Origin of the sequence: Providencia sp. PROV209 (assembly GCF_028479485.1) — a bacterium.
GTDB classification, from domain to species: Bacteria; Pseudomonadota; Gammaproteobacteria; order Enterobacterales; family Enterobacteriaceae; genus Providencia; species Providencia alcalifaciens.
On sequence record NZ_JAMPNR010000012.1, the window covers coordinates 223565 to 240800 of the forward strand.

General features: G+C 43.6%; 14 protein-coding genes. 6 read left to right on the forward strand and 8 right to left on the reverse strand.

The features are described from left to right. Positions 1–108: 108 nt before the first annotated feature. The 3 genes from yihX to fabY are packed head-to-tail and all read left to right on the forward strand — an operon-like array spanning position 109 to position 2168. A complete protein-coding gene (gene yihX, locus PR795_RS09430) occupies positions 109–723 on the forward strand; it encodes a glucose-1-phosphatase (protein ID WP_006659607.1) in 615 nt (204 codons plus the stop codon). Positions 724–780: 57 nt separating this feature from the next. Further along, positions 781–1218, forward strand: a complete 438-nt coding sequence (gene dtd, locus PR795_RS09435; RefSeq protein ID WP_006659606.1) for a D-aminoacyl-tRNA deacylase — start codon at positions 781–783, stop codon at positions 1216–1218. A 26-nt stretch (positions 1219–1244) separates the two neighbouring features. Next, a complete protein-coding gene (gene fabY, locus PR795_RS09440; protein ID WP_006663066.1) occupies positions 1245–2168 on the forward strand; it encodes a fatty acid biosynthesis protein FabY in 924 nt (307 codons plus the stop codon). Between the two features lie 73 nt (positions 2169–2241). On the opposite strand, the gene PR795_RS09445 is transcribed toward fabY, so the two are convergent. Next, positions 2242–4017, reverse strand: coding sequence for an AsmA family protein (locus tag PR795_RS09445; protein WP_272516818.1), 1776 nt, complete (start codon positions 4015–4017; stop codon positions 2242–2244). Positions 4018–4142: 125 nt separating this feature from the next. Next, positions 4143–5531 carry a uracil-xanthine permease family protein gene (locus PR795_RS09450; RefSeq protein WP_006659603.1) on the reverse strand — a complete coding sequence of 463 codons (1389 nt, stop codon included), beginning with the start codon at positions 5529–5531 and terminating at the stop codon, positions 4143–4145. Positions 5532–5764: 233 nt separating this feature from the next. Here PR795_RS09450 and gltS point away from each other — a divergent pair, with 233 nt between their 5' ends. Continuing rightward, positions 5765–6979, forward strand: coding sequence for a sodium/glutamate symporter (gene gltS, locus PR795_RS09455; protein WP_006659602.1), 1215 nt, complete (start codon positions 5765–5767; stop codon positions 6977–6979). A 136-nt stretch (positions 6980–7115) separates the two neighbouring features. Here gltS and recG read toward each other — a convergent pair whose 3' ends face one another. Genes recG through gmk form a run of 5 tightly spaced genes read right to left on the reverse strand, consistent with a single transcriptional unit; the run spans position 7116 to position 13056 of the window. Beyond that, positions 7116–9197 (reverse strand): ATP-dependent DNA helicase RecG, encoded by a 2082-nt coding sequence (gene recG, locus PR795_RS09460; RefSeq protein WP_006663063.1) that lies wholly within the window; start codon positions 9195–9197, stop codon positions 7116–7118. 9 nt (positions 9198–9206) lie between these two features. After that, on the reverse strand, positions 9207–9920 hold the full coding sequence (gene trmH, locus PR795_RS09465; protein WP_181480496.1) for a tRNA (guanosine(18)-2'-O)-methyltransferase TrmH: 714 nt from the start codon (positions 9918–9920) through the stop codon (positions 9207–9209). Between the two features lie 31 nt (positions 9921–9951). Beyond that, positions 9952–12081, reverse strand: coding sequence for a bifunctional GTP diphosphokinase/guanosine-3',5'-bis pyrophosphate 3'-pyrophosphohydrolase (gene spoT / locus PR795_RS09470; RefSeq protein WP_006663061.1), 2130 nt, complete (start codon positions 12079–12081; stop codon positions 9952–9954). Positions 12082–12100: 19 nt separating this feature from the next. After that, positions 12101–12376: a DNA-directed RNA polymerase subunit omega gene (gene rpoZ / locus PR795_RS09475; RefSeq protein WP_006659598.1), complete on the reverse strand. Its 276-nt coding sequence runs from the start codon at positions 12374–12376 to the stop codon at positions 12101–12103. Between the two features lie 56 nt (positions 12377–12432). Next, on the reverse strand, positions 12433–13056 hold the full coding sequence (gene gmk / locus PR795_RS09480) for a guanylate kinase (RefSeq protein WP_181480497.1): 624 nt from the start codon (positions 13054–13056) through the stop codon (positions 12433–12435). Between the two features lie 317 nt (positions 13057–13373). Here gmk and ligB point away from each other — a divergent pair, with 317 nt between their 5' ends. After that, on the forward strand, positions 13374–15068 hold the full coding sequence (gene ligB / locus PR795_RS09485; RefSeq protein WP_181480498.1) for an NAD-dependent DNA ligase LigB: 1695 nt from the start codon (positions 13374–13376) through the stop codon (positions 15066–15068). A 35-nt stretch (positions 15069–15103) separates the two neighbouring features. Here ligB and PR795_RS09490 read toward each other — a convergent pair whose 3' ends face one another. Next, complete coding sequence (locus PR795_RS09490; RefSeq protein WP_006659595.1) at positions 15104–15718, reverse strand: trimeric intracellular cation channel family protein; 615 nt, start codon at positions 15716–15718, stop codon at positions 15104–15106. Between the two features lie 123 nt (positions 15719–15841). Between PR795_RS09490 and PR795_RS09495 the strand changes: the two genes are divergently transcribed. Next, positions 15842–17170 (forward strand): DUF3748 domain-containing protein, encoded by a 1329-nt coding sequence (locus PR795_RS09495; RefSeq protein ID WP_006659594.1) that lies wholly within the window; start codon positions 15842–15844, stop codon positions 17168–17170. Positions 17171–17236 lie beyond the last annotated feature (66 nt).

Genomic DNA, 17236 nt, shown 5'->3' on the forward strand with positions numbered 1-17236 from the left:
TGCTTAATCGATAAATTGAAAAATAACCCTAATAATCACCATTTAGGGCTGTTCAGTTGCCCCAATAATGATTAAAGTAAATTTAATGAATAACTAAGAGGGCAATGTATGCTGTATATCTTCGATATGGGTAATGTGATTATTGATATCGACTTCAATCGTGTATTTGATAAATGGTCTGAACTGAGCGGAACCCCAAGTTCAGAAATCAAAAAGCGATTCACTTTTGGCAATATCTTCCAGCTCCATGAGTGTGGCAAAATTTCAGATATCGAATTTGCTGAACTGCTTTGTGAAGAGATGGGTATCACTCTAAGCTTTGAAGATTTTGCAGAAGGCTGGCACTCAATTTTCATCTCACTAAGACCAGAAGTCATTGATATTATGGAACGTCTGCGTGAGCAAGGTCACCGTGTTGTTGTGTTATCTAACACCAACCGCCTACACTTGGATTATTGGCCAGAACACTACCCAGAAATTGCAGCTTCCTCTGACTTCCTGTATTTATCCCAAGATTTAGGGATGCGTAAACCAGACCCAGAAATTTTCAAATATGTTCTGGAATCTGAGGAATTTGACGCCGCCGATGCCGTTTTCTTTGATGATGTTGAAGAAAACGTCAAAGCCGCAGAAGCGCTTGGTATCAAAGGTGTCCATGTTCTGAATAAAGATACGGTGCCTGAATATTTCCGTACTTACGATTTTAGTGCAGAAGTCGAATAATCCCGTTCTTAATAAGGAGTAGCGATAACGTTACTCCTTCTTTTTTATCGAGTACCCATGATTGCATTAATTCAAAGAGTCACTCACGCGAGTGTAGTTGTTGATGAAAAAACAGTGGGACAAATTGGCCCCGGTCTTTTAGTTCTGCTGGGTGTTGAAAAAGACGATGACGAGCAGAAAGCAAAACGCCTTTGCGAGAAAGTTCTTGGATATCGTATTTTTAGCGACGAACAAGGCAAAATGAATCTCAATGTTCAGCAAGCTGGTGGAAGTCTACTCGTAGTTTCACAATTTACATTAGCAGCAGATACGAAGAAAGGAATGCGCCCGAGTTTCTCTGGTGGAGCGGAACCCACAAAAGCTGACCAATTATATCAATACTTTGTTGAGCAAAGCCGTACGCAAGGTATCACGACTGAAACCGGTGAATTTGCTGCGGATATGCAAGTGAACTTGACCAATGATGGTCCAGTCACCTTCTGGTTACAAGTATAGAAAAATCGTTTAAGGGAGGGGGAGAGATGTACCATTTACGGACACCGAAAGATGAACTTGAATTCGCTGCATATTATCAATTTCGTTGGTCAATGCTGCGAGAGCCGTTCAAACAACCCCTTGGCTCGGAAAAAGACGGTTATGACCTAACCGCTCACCACCAAATGGTGGTCGATGAAAAGAATCGTATCTTAGCGATTGGTCGCTTGTATATTAATGCAGATAACGAAGGTGCTATCCGATTTCTTGCTGTGAATCCCGTTATGCAAGGTAAAGGTCTTGGCAAGCTCATTATCATGGCACTTGAAACCATTGCAAGGCGTGAAGGCGTCAAACGCATTGTTTCCAGTGTGCGAGAAGAGGCGGTACCGTTCTTTGCAAAAATGGGTTTTGAAAGTCGCGGAGAAGCGATGGGTGAGCTCAAAACGCCAGTTCGCCATTATTTAATGATTAAGCCAATTGAGACCTTAGATCAAATTCTTCATCGCCCTGATTGGTGTGGTGAACTTCAGCAAGCTTGGCACAAATACATTCCCTTGAGTGAAAAGATGGGCGTGCGCATTGAGCAATATACGGGTAAGCGATTTGTAACGACCATGCCGGAAGCCGGAAATCAAAACCCTCATAACACCATTTTTGCAGGTAGCCAGTTTTCTCTTGCCACATTAACTGGTTGGGGAATGATTTGGTTATTATTACAAGAAAATAAGCTAGGCGGAGAAATCGTGCTGGTGGATGCCAATATTCGCTATGCAAAACCGGTTAGCGGACGCCCAACGGCAGTCGCGGATCTTTCTCATCTCAGTGGCGACCTTGACCGTTTAGCTCGAGGTAGCAAAGCACGAGTCAAATTGGAAGTGCATGTTACTAATGCAGAAAACCAAGTGGGTGCAGTGTTTAGTGGTGTATACATGGTATTACCTGAATCGAAGACAGATAAAAACGCCTAACTTAACCATGTAAAAATAAAAAGCAGGATATCTGATAGGATATACCTGCTTTTTTATTATCTATTCATTGAGATTACTGAGTCACAATAGTCGGCACGTGTCCATCAACAGGATAGGTGTTAGCCGCTGGGGTAGCTTGAGACTCTGTGGATTGCTCTTGGGAAGCCATGCTAGAGGTGACATACCCATCAACGACAGTACGGACAATACGGCTTCCCTGAAGGGGGACCGCGGTTAATTTTCCATTTAAGCTCGATGCAAGGGGCGATGCGAGTAAATCCCCTTGTAATGAGGCCTCAAAATCCCCCCACATCTGCGGTGAAAAGCCTGACCAGCCCCATTGATTCAAATTACCTAAATCAATGTTGGTGCCTGATGCACGTAATTCAAAAGGTACTTTATTCGGCTCTTGCTGTGCCAGTAAACCGATTTTTGCGATACCACGGTCAACGCTTCCACTGAGGCTGGCGGCGGTACGCCCATTACTTCCTGCTATTTCTAAAAGAGGACGGCGGATCATCACTTGATTGATGGTCCCTGCATCAGCATTGAATGTCGCTTGCCCCCGCCAAATTCCCCACTGTTTTTGCTTGATGAGGTCAACATAACGAATATTGCCACTGAGCGCCGTAAACTCAAAAGGAAACTCGGGTTGAATATTCATTAGCAAAGATTGCGTGATGGTGAAGTTATCAATGGCGAATGTGGATAACCACGCTGGCGCGGGTTGAGCAAAGAACGAGAGCCAATTATCTGGCAAAGTATACAGAACCCCAGCGAGTGTTCCCTCAGTGATGGTCAGTGATTTATCATTACGTTGCCAAATCGCACTTAGATTAAAAATGCCTTTATTGTAGTAGCCTGAGAGCTTATCAATATTGAGGTTATCACCGTCAATGCTCAGCTCACCGATGAGCGTATCAACCTGTTGGTCCTGAATAACCAATTGCTCGACATTGAAATTAATATGGCTTTTGGGGCTGCTCCAACTGCCTCTGACAAGGCTAATTTGATCAATTTCGCTGCTCAATCCAGAAAGCGCCCAGTCACGTCCCTGAATATCCACATTGGTGAGCTGTAGCTGGTTAATTTGTACTGTTCGATGACTGTTTATGGCATCAAATAAGGCATCAAATGTGAGGTCATTTTGCCAGCCAACTTTATTCATCGAAAGGTTATCTATCGTGATTGAACCGTCGGAAAACCATTTGCCTTTGCCCGCTATCGAGCCATTATTGAGATAGCCACTGACTTGGCTAAAGTCTGTCACTTTTTCCTGTAATTTCCCAGTTATTGCCACATTTCTAAAGGGGAGTGAATTAACCATCATTTGGTTGGTAGTAAAACGAAAATCACCATAACCAAACGGGTTTTTAACGGTTGGTTTCCATGGCGTGATTCCACCTGTAAAACCCGCGACTTGTAATGTATTGGTCCCTTGGGTTAATTGGATTTGGCTATTTTCAAATTGCAGGACTTTTGCTGAAAGCGGTAGTGGCGTTGTTTTATCGGTAAAATTTACAGATAAGTTGCCTTGAGTCATCGTTAAACGTTGGATGGCTTCACCACTAAAAAGATGACGCCAATTAATATCTACAACAATCTGCCGAGCATCAAGATCAAGGTCTTTATTGTGAGATGCAATGGTAATGTCTTGGAAAATAAATTTACCCGGCTCAGAGAATTGGTGCCCCATGATGCCGACCTTAATATCATAAGGTGTAAATTTACTCAGGAACTGGCTTGCATAACTGGCACCCCAGCGGGTTTGTAAGGCAATATAGCCAGCGAGCAACACAATGAAAAGAAGCAGAAAAATATAACCGATAAACTTCAATAACCCTTTCACGTTTGTCTGCTCCCTTATCAATCAGATAGAAATAGAAATCGCCGATATGTTTAATATATCGGCAACTGAAGGATAGCATACAGAAGAACCGCCGACGTGTTCAACATTTGCGGCGGTATGGGAGATTATTTTTCGTGAGGGAAAATCAGGTTCAGTACAATCGCAGTTAAGCCACCGGCAGCAATACCGGATGAGAACAGGGTTTTCAGCCAATCAGGTGCGAATTGTAGAATTAAAGGTTGCTGGGAAACACCCATGCCGACGGCAAGCGACAACGCAATGATCATAATGGCGCGACGATTAAGCGGCTCACGTGAAACAATGCGTACACCCGATGCCGCAATGGTACCGAACATAACAATTGTAGCCCCACCTAGAACAGGCTCAGGAATTTGTTGCACAAAACCTGCCACTGCTGGAAATAGACCCAGCAGCACTAACATTAGCGCGACTAAGTAACCAACATAACGGCTAGCCACCCCAGTTAATTGGATCACACCATTATTTTGCCCAAAGCAGGAGTTAGGAAAGGTATTAAACACCGCAGAAACCATGGAGTTTAGACCATTTGCCAAAACTCCACCTTTAATGCGTTTCATATACAGCGGACCACGCACTGGTTGTTCTGAGACATCAGAGGTCGCCGTGATATCACCAATGGTTTCTAAAGAAGTCACCATAAAAATCAAGATCAATGGGATCAGCAAGTTCCAATCAAAAGAGAGACCATAATAGAAAGGTTCAGGAATCGTTATCAGGGATTGCTTGGCATCACTGGCTTGTGCTGTTGGCAGCATATCCATCCACCATGCAGCAAGATAGCCTACCGCCATCGCAATCACTAAAGAAGCAACACGTAGGTACGGATTTTTCTGACGAGTTAGCAAAATAATCACGGCTAAAACAATACCGGCTAGAATCAGGTTATCAGGGGAGCCGAAAGTATTATTACTCAGTGCGCTGTAACCACCACCGATAGAGGTTAAACCGACTTGAATTAACGATAAACCAATGATCATCACGACAACACCTGAAACTAGCGGCGTGATAACTCGGCGAGCCAAGTGTAAAAAGCGAGATAAGATGACTTCAGTCAGCGCTGCGACCATTAAAGTGCCGAATAATGCTGCCATCATTGACGGAATATCGGCTCCGCCTTGCTTAAGTGCAACACCACCCATAATCAATGGTGCAACAAAGTTGAAACTGGTGCCTTGAATTGACAGTAACCCAGAGCCTATAGGACCCCAAGCACGGATTTGAATTAATGAAGCAATTCCTGAAGCAAACAATGACATGCTAATAATGCGCTGGGTATCGTGAGCGGGTAGCCCAAGTGCTTGGCAAATCAGCATTGCAGGGGTGATAACGGCGACAAACATCGCTAATAGATGTTGCCCTGCAGCAAATAGAGCCTGAGGAAGCGGAGGTCTATCTTCAAGGCGGTAGATCAGTTCACTTTGATTTTGTACTGTTTTTTCAACATTTTGTTCTTCAGATGCCGTTGCGTTCATTGTTCCAGTTCCACTAGCAAAAAGCGCATTTTAAAGAGAATAATACAAAAAGCAATCGTTTGCGCAAAAAAATTAAGTTGGGTTTTAAATTAAGAGCGTCACATTTTTATATGTTTTAACTTGTATTTATCGCGATTTTTTTTTCTAATCCCTGCACCTGCTTTTGGCGTTTTAAGGAAAAAAATAACGTCTAATTAGTTTTAAATAATATTAACAACAGACGAGGTACGTAAATGTATCATCTCGATGTCTACGGCACACTGGTCGCAGCCACGCTAGTGCTATTACTCGGACGTAAACTGGTAAAATCGGTTTCATTTCTAGAAAAGTACACCATCCCTGAACCCGTAGCTGGGGGATTATTAGTTGCTTTTAGCCTGTTAGTGGTTAAGCAAGTTTTTGACTGGAGCCTTTCTTTCGACTTATCACTGCAAGAACCGATGATGCTTGCATTCTTTGCAACCATTGGTTTGAATGCCAACTTAGCTAGCTTAAAAGCTGGTGGTAAGGCATTGTTAATCTTCATTTTTGTCGTCGTCGGTTTATTACTGGTTCAAAATACAGTCGGTATCGCACTCGCGAAATTATTAGGTCTAGACCCTCTGATGGGACTATTAGCTGGTTCAATCACTTTATCGGGTGGTCATGGTACTGGTGCTGCATGGGGTAAAATCTTTACGGAAGATTACGGCTTCAAGAGTGCAACTGAAGTTGCGATGGCCTGTGCAACTTTTGGTTTAGTACTCGGTGGACTCATTGGTGGTCCTGTTGCACGTTTCTTAATTCGTAATATCCCAACACCGGGTACTGCGGATGAGGACAAAGATGTTCCTACCGCATTTGAAAAACCACAATCCAACCGTATGATTAACTCAATGGTGCTGATTGAAACTATTGCGTTGATTGCTATCTGTTTATTGGCAGGAAGTTGGATTGCAGGGTTACTAGCAGGTACGGCATTTGCACTGCCGAAATTTGTATGTGTCTTGTTTGTCGGGGTTATTTTAAGTAACAGTTTGTCTTTACTTGGTTTTTATCGAGTATTTGACCGCGCAGTGTCTGTCATGGGTAACGTTAGCCTATCCTTATTCTTAGCGATGGCTCTCATGAGTTTAAAACTGTGGGAACTGGCATCTTTGGCGATCCCAATGTTAGTTATTCTCGGCGTTCAAGCTTGTGTGATGGCGTGTTATGCGATTTTTGTTACCTTCCGAGTCATGGGCAAAAACTATGATGCTGCGATTTTGGCAGCAGGTCATTGTGGCTTCGGTTTAGGGGCAACACCAACGGCTATCGCTAACATGCAAGCCGTGACGGATAAATTTGGTCCATCTCACTTAGCATTCTTAGTCGTACCAATGGTTGGTGCATTCTTTATCGATATTGTGAATGCGTTAGTCATCAAGTTCTACTTGTGGTTACCCGTTTTTCCAACAATTGGCGGTTAACACGCAATAAGTATTTAAGTAAATACAAACATATATAACTAAATGTATAAATAAAGCAGGTATTGCCGTGGACATGGATGTGTTCACGGCAATTTTCATTTTAGGTGGACGAAAAAATCGGTGAGATAAAAAGAGCTTAAGCGTGACTGTATTGCTCGCGTTCGGGAAGCCAGCGCTCAATAATCTTCTGAGCATGTTCAGGGTAGTTTTGTTGTATGTGGCGTGCGAGACGTTGCACTTCCGGCAACATATACTGATCGCGCAATAAATCAGCGACTTTAAAGTCAGCATTTCCCGTCTGTCTTGTGCCTAATAGCTCTCCTGGTCCGCGGATCTCCAAATCTTTTTGAGCAATCACAAAGCCATCGTTGCTGTCACGTAAAACCTGCAAGCGCTGCTTAGCAGTATGGGTGAGTGGCGTTTTATAAAGCAGTACACAGTGCGATGCAACGGAACCACGACCAACTCGCCCTCGTAACTGGTGCAACTGCGCTAGCCCAAGTCGTTCTGGGTTATCAATAATCATTAAACTCGCATTAGGAACATCGACACCGACTTCGATTACGGTGGTAGCAACTAACAACTGAATTTCGTTATTTTTAAAAGCCGCCATGATGCTCTGCTTTTCGGTAGGCTTCATTCTACCGTGTACCAGACCTACTTTGAGTTCAGGTAATGCAAGTGCGAGTTCTTCACTTGTGGCTTGAGCTGCTTGGGCTTCAAGTACCTCAGAATCATCAATTAATGTACATACCCAGTAAGCTTGTCGTCCTTCCTCTAAACAAGCTTGGCGAACACGTTCGACAATGTCGCTACGTCGCGAATCAGGAATTGCGACGGTGGTGACTGGTGTTCTTCCCGGAGGAAGTTCGTCAATCACTGATGTATCTAGGTCAGCATAGGCGGTCATCGCTAGCGTGCGTGGGATTGGCGTGGCGGTCATAATTAATTGATGAGGATGGAAACCTTGTTGTTCACCTTTCTCACGCAACGCGAGCCGCTGGTGAACGCCAAAGCGATGTTGCTCATCGATGATGACTAACCCTAATGAATGGAAGCTAACGTGTTCTTGAAAGATTGCATGAGTACCAATCACCATAGAAACTTCGCCATTAGCAATAGCATCTTGCTGCTGCTGGCGGGCTTTACCTTTCTGTTTTCCAGCCAACCAGCCAACTTTAACCCCTAAAGGCTCGAACCATTGTTTAAATGTGCTCGCATGCTGCTCTGCGAGGATTTCAGTCGGTGCCATTAATGCCACTTGTTTGCCATTTTCAATGGCGCAAATTGCGGCTAAGGCAGCGACCAAGGTTTTTCCTGAACCGACATCGCCTTGGATTAAACGCATCATCGGCGCATTTTTGTGTAAATCAGCTTCGATTTCCGCGACAACGCGTTTTTGAGCATTGGTTGGAGAAAAGGGTAAATTTGCCAGTAGCGGTGCTTTCAATTTTCCAGTGGAAATCAATGGCTCGGCATAGAGTCGTTCATTACCTGCTCGAATCGCAAGCATGCTTAAATGGTGAGCAAGTAGTTCTTCTAGGATCAAGCGCTTTTGAGCGGGATGATGACCTTTTTCCAACTCGTCTAATGAGACATCGGGCGGCGGGTTGTGCAGCAGCCGAATTGCGTCAGGTAAACTAATTAAGCTACGGCTAAATTCTTCAGGAAGGAGTTCCTGAATGTTACTGCTGTCTAACATGGCGATCGCTTGATCCATCACTTTGCGCAGTGTGGCTTGGCGAACGCCTTCAGTTGTCGGGTAAACCGGTGTTAAGTTTTCTTGAAGGGTGACATTATCCGCTTCTTGGGACACTTTATATTCAGGGTGAATAATTTCAGGTCCAGTATTACCGCGCCGTACTTCGCCATAAGCGGTAACTTGGCGACCTTCTGCTAAGCTATTTTTCATCGCAGCAGAAAAGTTGAAAAAACGCAGAGTTAAATTGCCTGTACCGTCGCTTATCAGGCAGGTCATCATACGTTTGCGACCAAATACCACTTTGGTTTGCAGAACTTCGCCAGTGATAGTGGCGGTGGTGCCGGGCATGAGGTCTTTAATGTGGTATAAACGCGTATGATCTTCATAACGAAGTGGAAAATGTAGAAGCAGGTCCTGAACGGTGTTCAAACCTATTTTACGCATTTTTTCTGACTGGCTGGCACCAATGCCATGCAGTGAAGTCAGTGAAATGGTATTAAGTAGACCACGGTTCATGTCGATTCCTTAGCTGAGTTGTTTTCTCTTCATTTTTTCAGAAAGCTGCATGTGTGCCCACCAAATATCATCGGCTTCTATTTGACCCTGTTGGTTAATATATGGGCGAGGAAGACCTTTGCGTTTTGCGACTTCGGCGAGTACGGGATATCCCCCCTCAAACAGCCACTCTTGTTGTTCCTGCTCAGATAATAGACTATTTTCGCGATCATACATGCCTGCCAATTGGCGCTGGCGCTGGGCTTCATACAAAATAAGTGCAGAGGCGACGGAGACATTGAGTGACTGAACCATTCCAACCATAGGAATGATAATATGCTGATCTGCAAGGGCTAATGCTTTGTCGGAGATCCCCGTTTTTTCCTGTCCCACCATAATACAGGTTGGTTGGGTATAATCAATTTCGCGAAAATCAACGGCACTATCCGATAGGTTAGTGACTAGAATCTGCATTCCTTGGGATTTTATTTGAGAAATTGCGTTTTCAGTGGATTGATGGGGGATGACCTTTACCCAGCTATTGCTTCCCGCAGCGGAAGACACGGAAAGTTTAACGTGTTGGCATGGCCAAACAGCATGAATATTGTGGATCCCCACGGCATCAGCACTGCGCACAATGGCAGAAACATTATGGGGTTTATGGATCTCTTCGAGGCAGAGAGTTAGGTCGGGCTGCCGCATCGCCATCATTTGGCAAATGCGGCGATAGCGGCGTTCATTCATAGTATGTTTTGGTATTTTTTAATTATATCAATTAATTACGATTTCGACTGACACGAAGTACATCAGGCATAATACGAATTTTACGCATGACGTTTGCCAATTGAATTCGGTTTTTAATTGATAAGCGAATAAAGGCACAGTAAACACGACCATCTTTTTCTTCGGTATTCATGCTTTGAATACTTGAATTCGCGTCATTGATAGCTGCGGTCAAGTTAGCCAATGCACCTTGATGGTTTATCATATCGACTTTAATTTCAGCGATAAAATCAGTATCTGTCTCGGTATCCCACTCGACAGCCATAAATTTATCGGGTTCTTTTTGGTAACCGCGAATATTACGGCAAGACTCATGGTGAATAACCAAACCTTTACCTGGGCTAATATGCGCAATAATAGGGTCCCCAGGGATCGGGCGACAGCATTTTGCGAAGGTGATCAAGACACCATCAGCACCTTTGATAGACAGTTTATGACGGTTTTCTGTAATAACAGGCTCTTCAACTGCATTTGGTTGAGCACTTTGAGGGTTATTTTGTAAGTTGCGTGCAACCACAACGCTCATGGCATTACCTAAACCAATCTCAGCGAGTAAGTCATCAACAGAGTGCAGCTTCATGCGTGCTAATTCAGCATCGATGCTTTCACGTGGAATATCGGTGATTTTTGTTCCTGCACCTAACGCATGATTGAGTAGACGACGACCTAAATTGACAGAGTCTTCGCGTTTTAAATTTTTCAGCAGTTGGCGGATTTTCGCACGAGCTTTGGAGCTCACGACAAAGTTTAACCATGCAGCGTTTGGTCGAGCTCCCGGAGCAGTAATAATTTCAACTGTTTGACCACTCGAGAGTGGTTGGGAAAGCGGGTAAGGTTGGCGATCAACACGTGCACCGACGCAGGCATGACCGATGTCAGTGTGAACAGCGTAAGCAAAGTCCACAGGGGTTGCGCCTGTCGGTAATTCGACAATACGACCTTCAGGAGTGAAAACGTAAATTTCGTCAGGAAACAGGTCTGATTTTACACTTTCAATAAATTCAAATGAGCTCCCCGCACTCTGTTGGAGTTCGAGTAAGCTTTGCATCCAGCGCTGTGCTTTTACCTGTGCTGTGGTTCCCTGCTCCCCTTGTGCTTTGTATGCCCAATGAGCAGCAACACCCATTTCTGCCATTTGATCCATGTCTTCAGTACGAATTTGTACTTCAACAGGAACCCCGTGAGGCCCGATTAAGGATGTATGTAGGGATTGGTAACCGTTAGCTTTAGGAATGGCAATATAGTCTTTAATACGCCCCGGACGAGGTTTATAGAGACTGTGCATTTGACCTAAAACACGGTAACAGGTATCAACGTCTTCAACGATGACGCGAAAGGCATAGATATCCATAATCGAATGGAATCGCTGCTCTTTTTGATGCATTTTTCGATAAATAGAATACAGATGTTTTTCTCGACCGCTGACGGTACAAGGTATACCTGCTTCAGTTAATCGACCGTCAATTTCCGAAAGGATTTTTTGGATCATTTCTTTGCGGTTACCTCGGGCGGATTTCACCACTTCCTTGATAACTCGATAACGGTTTGGATAAAGCGCTTCAAAACCTAGCTCTTCAAGCTCAGTTTTAATATGGTGGATACCTAAACGGTGCGCGAGGGGACTGTATATTTCCAGTGTTTCACGCGCTATGCGGCGACGCTTATCGGGTCTAAGTGACCCAAGCGTGCGCATATTGTGAGTGCGGTCTGCCAGTTTGATCAAAATGACACGGATATCTTTAACCATTGCCATGATCATTTTGCGGAAGTTTTCTGCTTGAGCTTCTTTCTTGTCGCGGAAATTCAGCTTATCCAGTTTGGAAACGCCTTCAACAAGCCCTGCAACGGTGGTTCCAAACAATTGCTCGATGTCTTGAAATGTCGCTGGAGTGTCTTCAATCACATCATGAAGTAGCGCAGCCATCAGTGTTTCATGATCCAAACGCATTTCAGCCAGAATACAAGCAACGGCAACAGGGTGAGTAATATAAGGCTCACCACTGGAACGGGTTTGTCCTTCATGGGCATCCCGTGCGACAACATAGGCTTTTTTCAGTAACTCAACTTGCTCCTTAGGGAGATATTGCTGAATTATGAGATTTAGGCTTTCAAACAGATACAAGGCAGACCCACCTTAGTAATTAGCGACGACCTTCAGCGATCGCAGAAACTGCCTGCATTTCAGCGGCTTCTTGCTCTTGCTGTTCCTGGCGTTCACGCACATCCAAAATGTGACCGTTAATTAAACCTTCTTCTACTTCACGTAGCGCGATAACAGTATGCTTATCGTTTTCTTCTGGAACTAAAGGATCTTTACCACCAGTTTGTAACTGACGAGCTCTACGTGCTGCGACCAGTACGAGGTCAAAACGGTTACCAATTTTTTCTACTGCGTCTTGAACAGTTACGCGTGCCATAAGTGTGCTACTCCAAAGAAATAAAAAAATGACCTGATATGATACTGAAACTATTCTCAGTCTGCTAGTAATTTGCTGATTAAAGCACCATGTCGCTGGACTTGGCGGCTTAATTTCAAACGCTCCGCACGCATGATTGACTGTAAATCGCTCAGTGCAGTGTTGAAATCGTCGTTTACGATAACGTAATCGTATTCATTGTAGTGCTCGATTTCACCAACAGCTTGCGACATGCGCTTTTCAATGACTTCATCACTATCTTGCCCACGACCACGAAGACGACGATAGAGCTCATCTTTTGAAGGAGGTAGTATAAAAATACTCCGTGCTTCAGGCATTTTCGTACGAATTTGCTGAGCACCTTGCCAGTCGATATCAAGAAATACATCCACTCCGCTATTTAGGACTTCCTCAATAATAGGTTTTGAGGTGCCATAATAGTTACCGAAAACACAGGCATGCTCTAAAAAGTCATTATTATCAACCATCTGGAGAAACTCGGTTTCAGAAACAAAGAAGTAATGTTCCCCATGAACTTCACCTGGACGTGCAGATCGAGTTGTATGAGAAACAGAAACTTGCGTGTCATACAACGGTTGTGTCTTCAATAATGCTTGGATAAGACTGGACTTACCTGCACCGCTAGGCGCAGAGAGAATATATAACGTGCCTTGTATCATGATGATTTCTTGAATATTTGAGGGTTAGACATAAAAGATAGCGATAAACCCTACATAGTATACACGTACTTAAGACAACATGCAGCGATATCAATTAACCATGAATTATGAATAAAAAAATTTTGGTAATTGAAAAACTGTGAACGCCTTCCAGAAAATAAATTTAACTTAATGAAAATACCATTTGTTTTGCGAAACGTTATGCAATTAACGGCATGACTTACTGTGTCCCTTGATTTAATCACTCAGAATACGATAGCAACGCAGCGCTATGCAGTTTAGTGCAATTTATTTAACACAAATATGATAGGGATATTATGTACTATTTTTCAGTCAGGAAGTTCTGGAAATTTGGTTGGTTTTGCCTATTACTTCAATACGCAGTATCAATAGCTTATGGTACAGAGTTCGTTGATTCCCAGAAAATATGTCACACATTAGATGATAAATTAATGGGAGCGGAACAATTACGGCTAGGGGAGCAGCTACAAGAGTGGGATCGGCAATATCAAATAGAGGGAGTAAGTGAGGTTAGTGATGAAGTTTATGACCAGATTCTGGCTCAGTGGCGACGTGGACAGCGCTGTCTAAATTTGCCTGATAGATTGCCACAACCAGTACAGCCTAATACGGAACGATTAGTGAAGCACCCCATTCCTCATACAGGGTTGAAAAAAATGAAATTTAAGGAAATAGCCCCCTGGCTAGAGTCACGTCATGAAGTATGGTTGCAACCCAAAGTAGATGGTGTGGCGGTGACTTTGCACTATGAGAATGGGCGCTTAGTGTCAATGATCAGTCGAGGTGACGGTAGCAAAGGACTTAATTGGCGAGAAAAAGCGGATTTTATTCAGGGGATCCCAAAAACAATTTCAATAAAGCAATCTATTGTTTTACAAGGAGAGTTATTCTGGAAGCTTAATGAACATGTACAAAAAATAGATGGGGGACAAAATGCGAGGAGTAAAGTTGCGGGTTGGTTGATGCGTAAAGATATGCCTGCACAAGTAACGGATGATATTGGTGTGTTTATTTGGTCTTGGCCTGATAACTCGACGCCTATGAGTCAGCAACTTAGTGAGCTAGCAATGCTAGGATTCGATTTGGCGCAACGGTATAGCCACCCCATAGTAGAGAGCCAATCTATCGCGCAGTGGCGTGATCACTACTATTCAATCTCAATGCCATTCGCGACGGACGGTGTTGTTCTAAAAAGTTTTCCGACACCGTCATCATCAGCTTGGCGAGCAAACCAAAACAGTTGGAGTATTGCCTGGAAATACCCACTAAAAAGTGTTGTTTCAGATGTTGTTGATTTAACTTTTCGGGTAGGAAGGTCGGGAGTAGTGAATGTCATTGCAAACATTGAACCAGTCAGGATAGATGATAAAAAAGTCAGTAAAATACGCTTAGGTTCACTCAATTCGTGGAAACAAAAAGATGTGTTAGTGGGAGATAAAATTCAGCTGACGCTATCTGGGCACGGTGCTCCATTAATGGAAAAAGTCATATGGAGACAGGAACCGCGACAATACCTTAATACATTACCATTGGAAAACTTTCATGCATTGAGTTGTTTATCTTATTCGACAGATTGTGCCTCTCAGTTTGTTGCTCGGCTCACTTGGTTGGGTAAGCAACTTAATATTCGTGGTGTCGGTGAAAAAACATGGATGGTGTGGGTAGAAAAATATGGGCTGTCGGAGTTACTCGGATGGTTATCACCTGATTGGCAAAATAGATTACCTAAAACTCAACAAACCGCTAATGCTCTTGAACAACTTCAACAAGCACAACATCAACTAATGGCAAATTGGTTGAAAGGATTGGGTATTCCGCTAAAGGCTGAACAATTAGAAAAAATAGCGGCAATTACGACATTGAATGAACCAGAACAGATAGAAAAGATGGCGGTATCTGAGACGAGGAAGCAAGCACTACAACAGTGGCTGGCAGCACCCGAAATTAAACAGGCATTACAAACTTTGCAGAATTTAGGCATCAGCCATTAGTTGTTAACGCTAATGGCTGATAGAAAATGAGGGCATTAATCTTGGCTTTCGTAATTGAAAATTGGTAACCCCAAGCGATAGCGGATGGCAAGTAACCGAGCGCTTAAACCAGCGACTAAAGTGATAATCACCACGATATCTTTAGGTAGCGGGGTATACAGCAAACCAATGTATAGCCATGCAGCGGCAAAAGAAACACCCGCATAAACTTCTTTTTGGAAGACTAGGGGGATGGTATTGCATAGCATATCGCGAAGAACGCCGCCGAATACGCCAGTTACCACCGCAGCAATAGCGGCAATGATAGGGCTATAATTCATATCGAGAGCAATTTGGGCACCTAAAATTGAGAAAACAATTAAGCCAATTGCATCGAGTATTAAAAAGAGTCGACGAAGGTGTTTCATCATTGGGGCTATCCAGATCGTAACAACGGCGGCACCAGCCACGGTCATAATGTACTCAGGATGAGCAACCCAACCGAGAGGGTAATGTCCGAGCAAAATATCACGAACAGATCCGCCACCGATAGCGGTCGCAGATGCGATAATGATCACGCCAAAGACGTCCATTTTACGACGTCCAGCAGCTAAAGCGCCAGTCATGGCTTCGGCAGTAATACCAATAATATAAAGAACACTTAATAACATGATGGTTTTATTCAATACTATAGTGATTGTTTAAGGGTAATATTACTTGTGTAACTTCTCGACTGAGATTTTTTGCTCTCATTAAGAATTGATTAGTTAAAGTAATCCGATAGCCTGTATTAAATGATGTCAAAGGATAACAGATTGAACAGTAAAATGCCTTATAAAGAAAAGCGTATTACCGATGAAGCGCGTAGTCATCAGCTTACAAATATTAATGTTTGGACACCAGATAGCGAATGGCTTGCTTATGATGTCCGACCAAGCGGCAGTTCATTTACTGGGCAAACTATAGAAAAAATTCATGTCACGACGCAGCAAAAAGTCGAAATCTATCGTAGCCAGCACGGATCCCACGTCGGAGTGGTGACAGTGAGTGCTGAAAATCCTCCTCGTTATGCGTTTATTCAAGGACCTGAACATCCAGATGAGTCTTGGCAGTATGATTTTCATCACCGCCGAGGTGTCTATGTCTACGATAATCAGCTTGGAAATGCACATCCCATCGATGCGATGTGTATTACTCCACCCTATATTGCAGGAGCGTTAAGGGGAGGGACTCATGTACATGTTTTTAGTCCAGACGGAAAGTGGCTCAGTTTTACCTACAACGACCATGTTATGCATGAACTCGATCCTAAATTAGATCAACGTAATGTGGCGGTGGCTATACCAATTGGTGCAGTGACTGTCGAGCCTATTGGGCACACGAGAGAGTACGGTGGTGATTTCTTTTGCTGTGTTGTAACAAAAACGACTCTGACTCCCACTCCAAATAGTGACGAAATTGGTCGGGCCTATGAGGAAGGGTGGATTGGTCAATGTGGGTATAGGAATCAAGAAGGTCAATGGCAACGGCGAGCCTTAGCATTTATTGGGGATACGCATCATCATAATGGTGAGGTTGTTCCAGAAATCTATCTGGTTGATTTACCTGAAGACCCAGAGAAATTCAAAATCCCAAGTCATGAGCCCCTGCAAGGCACTAGAAATTCCATGCCTGCACCACCTAAAGGTGTCCAACAAAAGCGCTTAACCTATACACATCAGAGAAAATTTCCGGGTTTAGCGAAACAGCCAAGACATTGGCTACGCTCATCACCAAATGGAGAGTTAATTGCCTGCTTAATGCATGATAATCAAGGCATTGTACAATTATGGACCGTGGGAACCGCAACCGGAGTATTGACTCAAGTGACCTTTGAAAACTCCCCAATTCAGTCTGCGTTTAGTTGGAATAATACAGGTGAGTATCTCTGTTTTGTTCATGATAACAGCATTGTGCGTTGCCATGTGGCGACGGGCAGCATCGAAAGGTTGACGCAAAGAACAGACGCCGCACCAGTTGCAGATGCGGTTGTGTTTTCTCCAAATGATAAATTTGTAGCATTTATGCGTGATGTTGATGGGTTTAGACAGATTTATATTGTTGAGACTGGGTTGGCGAATTAATTTTACTCTGAATTAACACTCATGAAGAATAAAGAGATAATGATTCATCTTTTTATTCTTCAGCAA

What these genes read in the sequence shown, in the direction of transcription:
- rpoZ (WP_006659598.1), bottom strand. Translation starts at nt 12,376, where the DNA reads ATGGCACGCGTAACTGTTCAAGACGCAGTAGAAAAAATTGGTAACCGT.
- gmk (WP_181480497.1), bottom strand. Translation starts at nt 13,056, where the DNA reads ATGATACAAGGCACGTTATATATTCTCTCTGCGCCTAGCGGTGCAGGT.
- fabY (WP_006663066.1), top strand. Translation starts at nt 1,245, where the DNA reads ATGTACCATTTACGGACACCGAAAGATGAACTTGAATTCGCTGCATAT.
- trmH (WP_181480496.1), bottom strand. Translation starts at nt 9,920, where the DNA reads ATGAATGAACGCCGCTATCGCCGCATTTGCCAAATGATGGCGATGCGG.
- PR795_RS09490 (WP_006659595.1), bottom strand. Translation starts at nt 15,718, where the DNA reads ATGTTATTAAGTGTTCTTTATATTATTGGTATTACTGCCGAAGCCATG.
- gltS (WP_006659602.1), top strand. Translation starts at nt 5,765, where the DNA reads ATGTATCATCTCGATGTCTACGGCACACTGGTCGCAGCCACGCTAGTG.
- recG (WP_006663063.1), bottom strand. Translation starts at nt 9,197, where the DNA reads ATGAACCGTGGTCTACTTAATACCATTTCACTGACTTCACTGCATGGC.
- PR795_RS09450 (WP_006659603.1), bottom strand. Translation starts at nt 5,531, where the DNA reads ATGAACGCAACGGCATCTGAAGAACAAAATGTTGAAAAAACAGTACAA.
- ligB (WP_181480498.1), top strand. Translation starts at nt 13,374, where the DNA reads ATGTACTATTTTTCAGTCAGGAAGTTCTGGAAATTTGGTTGGTTTTGC.
- PR795_RS09495 (WP_006659594.1), top strand. Translation starts at nt 15,842, where the DNA reads ATGATGTCAAAGGATAACAGATTGAACAGTAAAATGCCTTATAAAGAA.
- dtd (WP_006659606.1), top strand. Translation starts at nt 781, where the DNA reads ATGATTGCATTAATTCAAAGAGTCACTCACGCGAGTGTAGTTGTTGAT.
- yihX (WP_006659607.1), top strand. Translation starts at nt 109, where the DNA reads ATGCTGTATATCTTCGATATGGGTAATGTGATTATTGATATCGACTTC.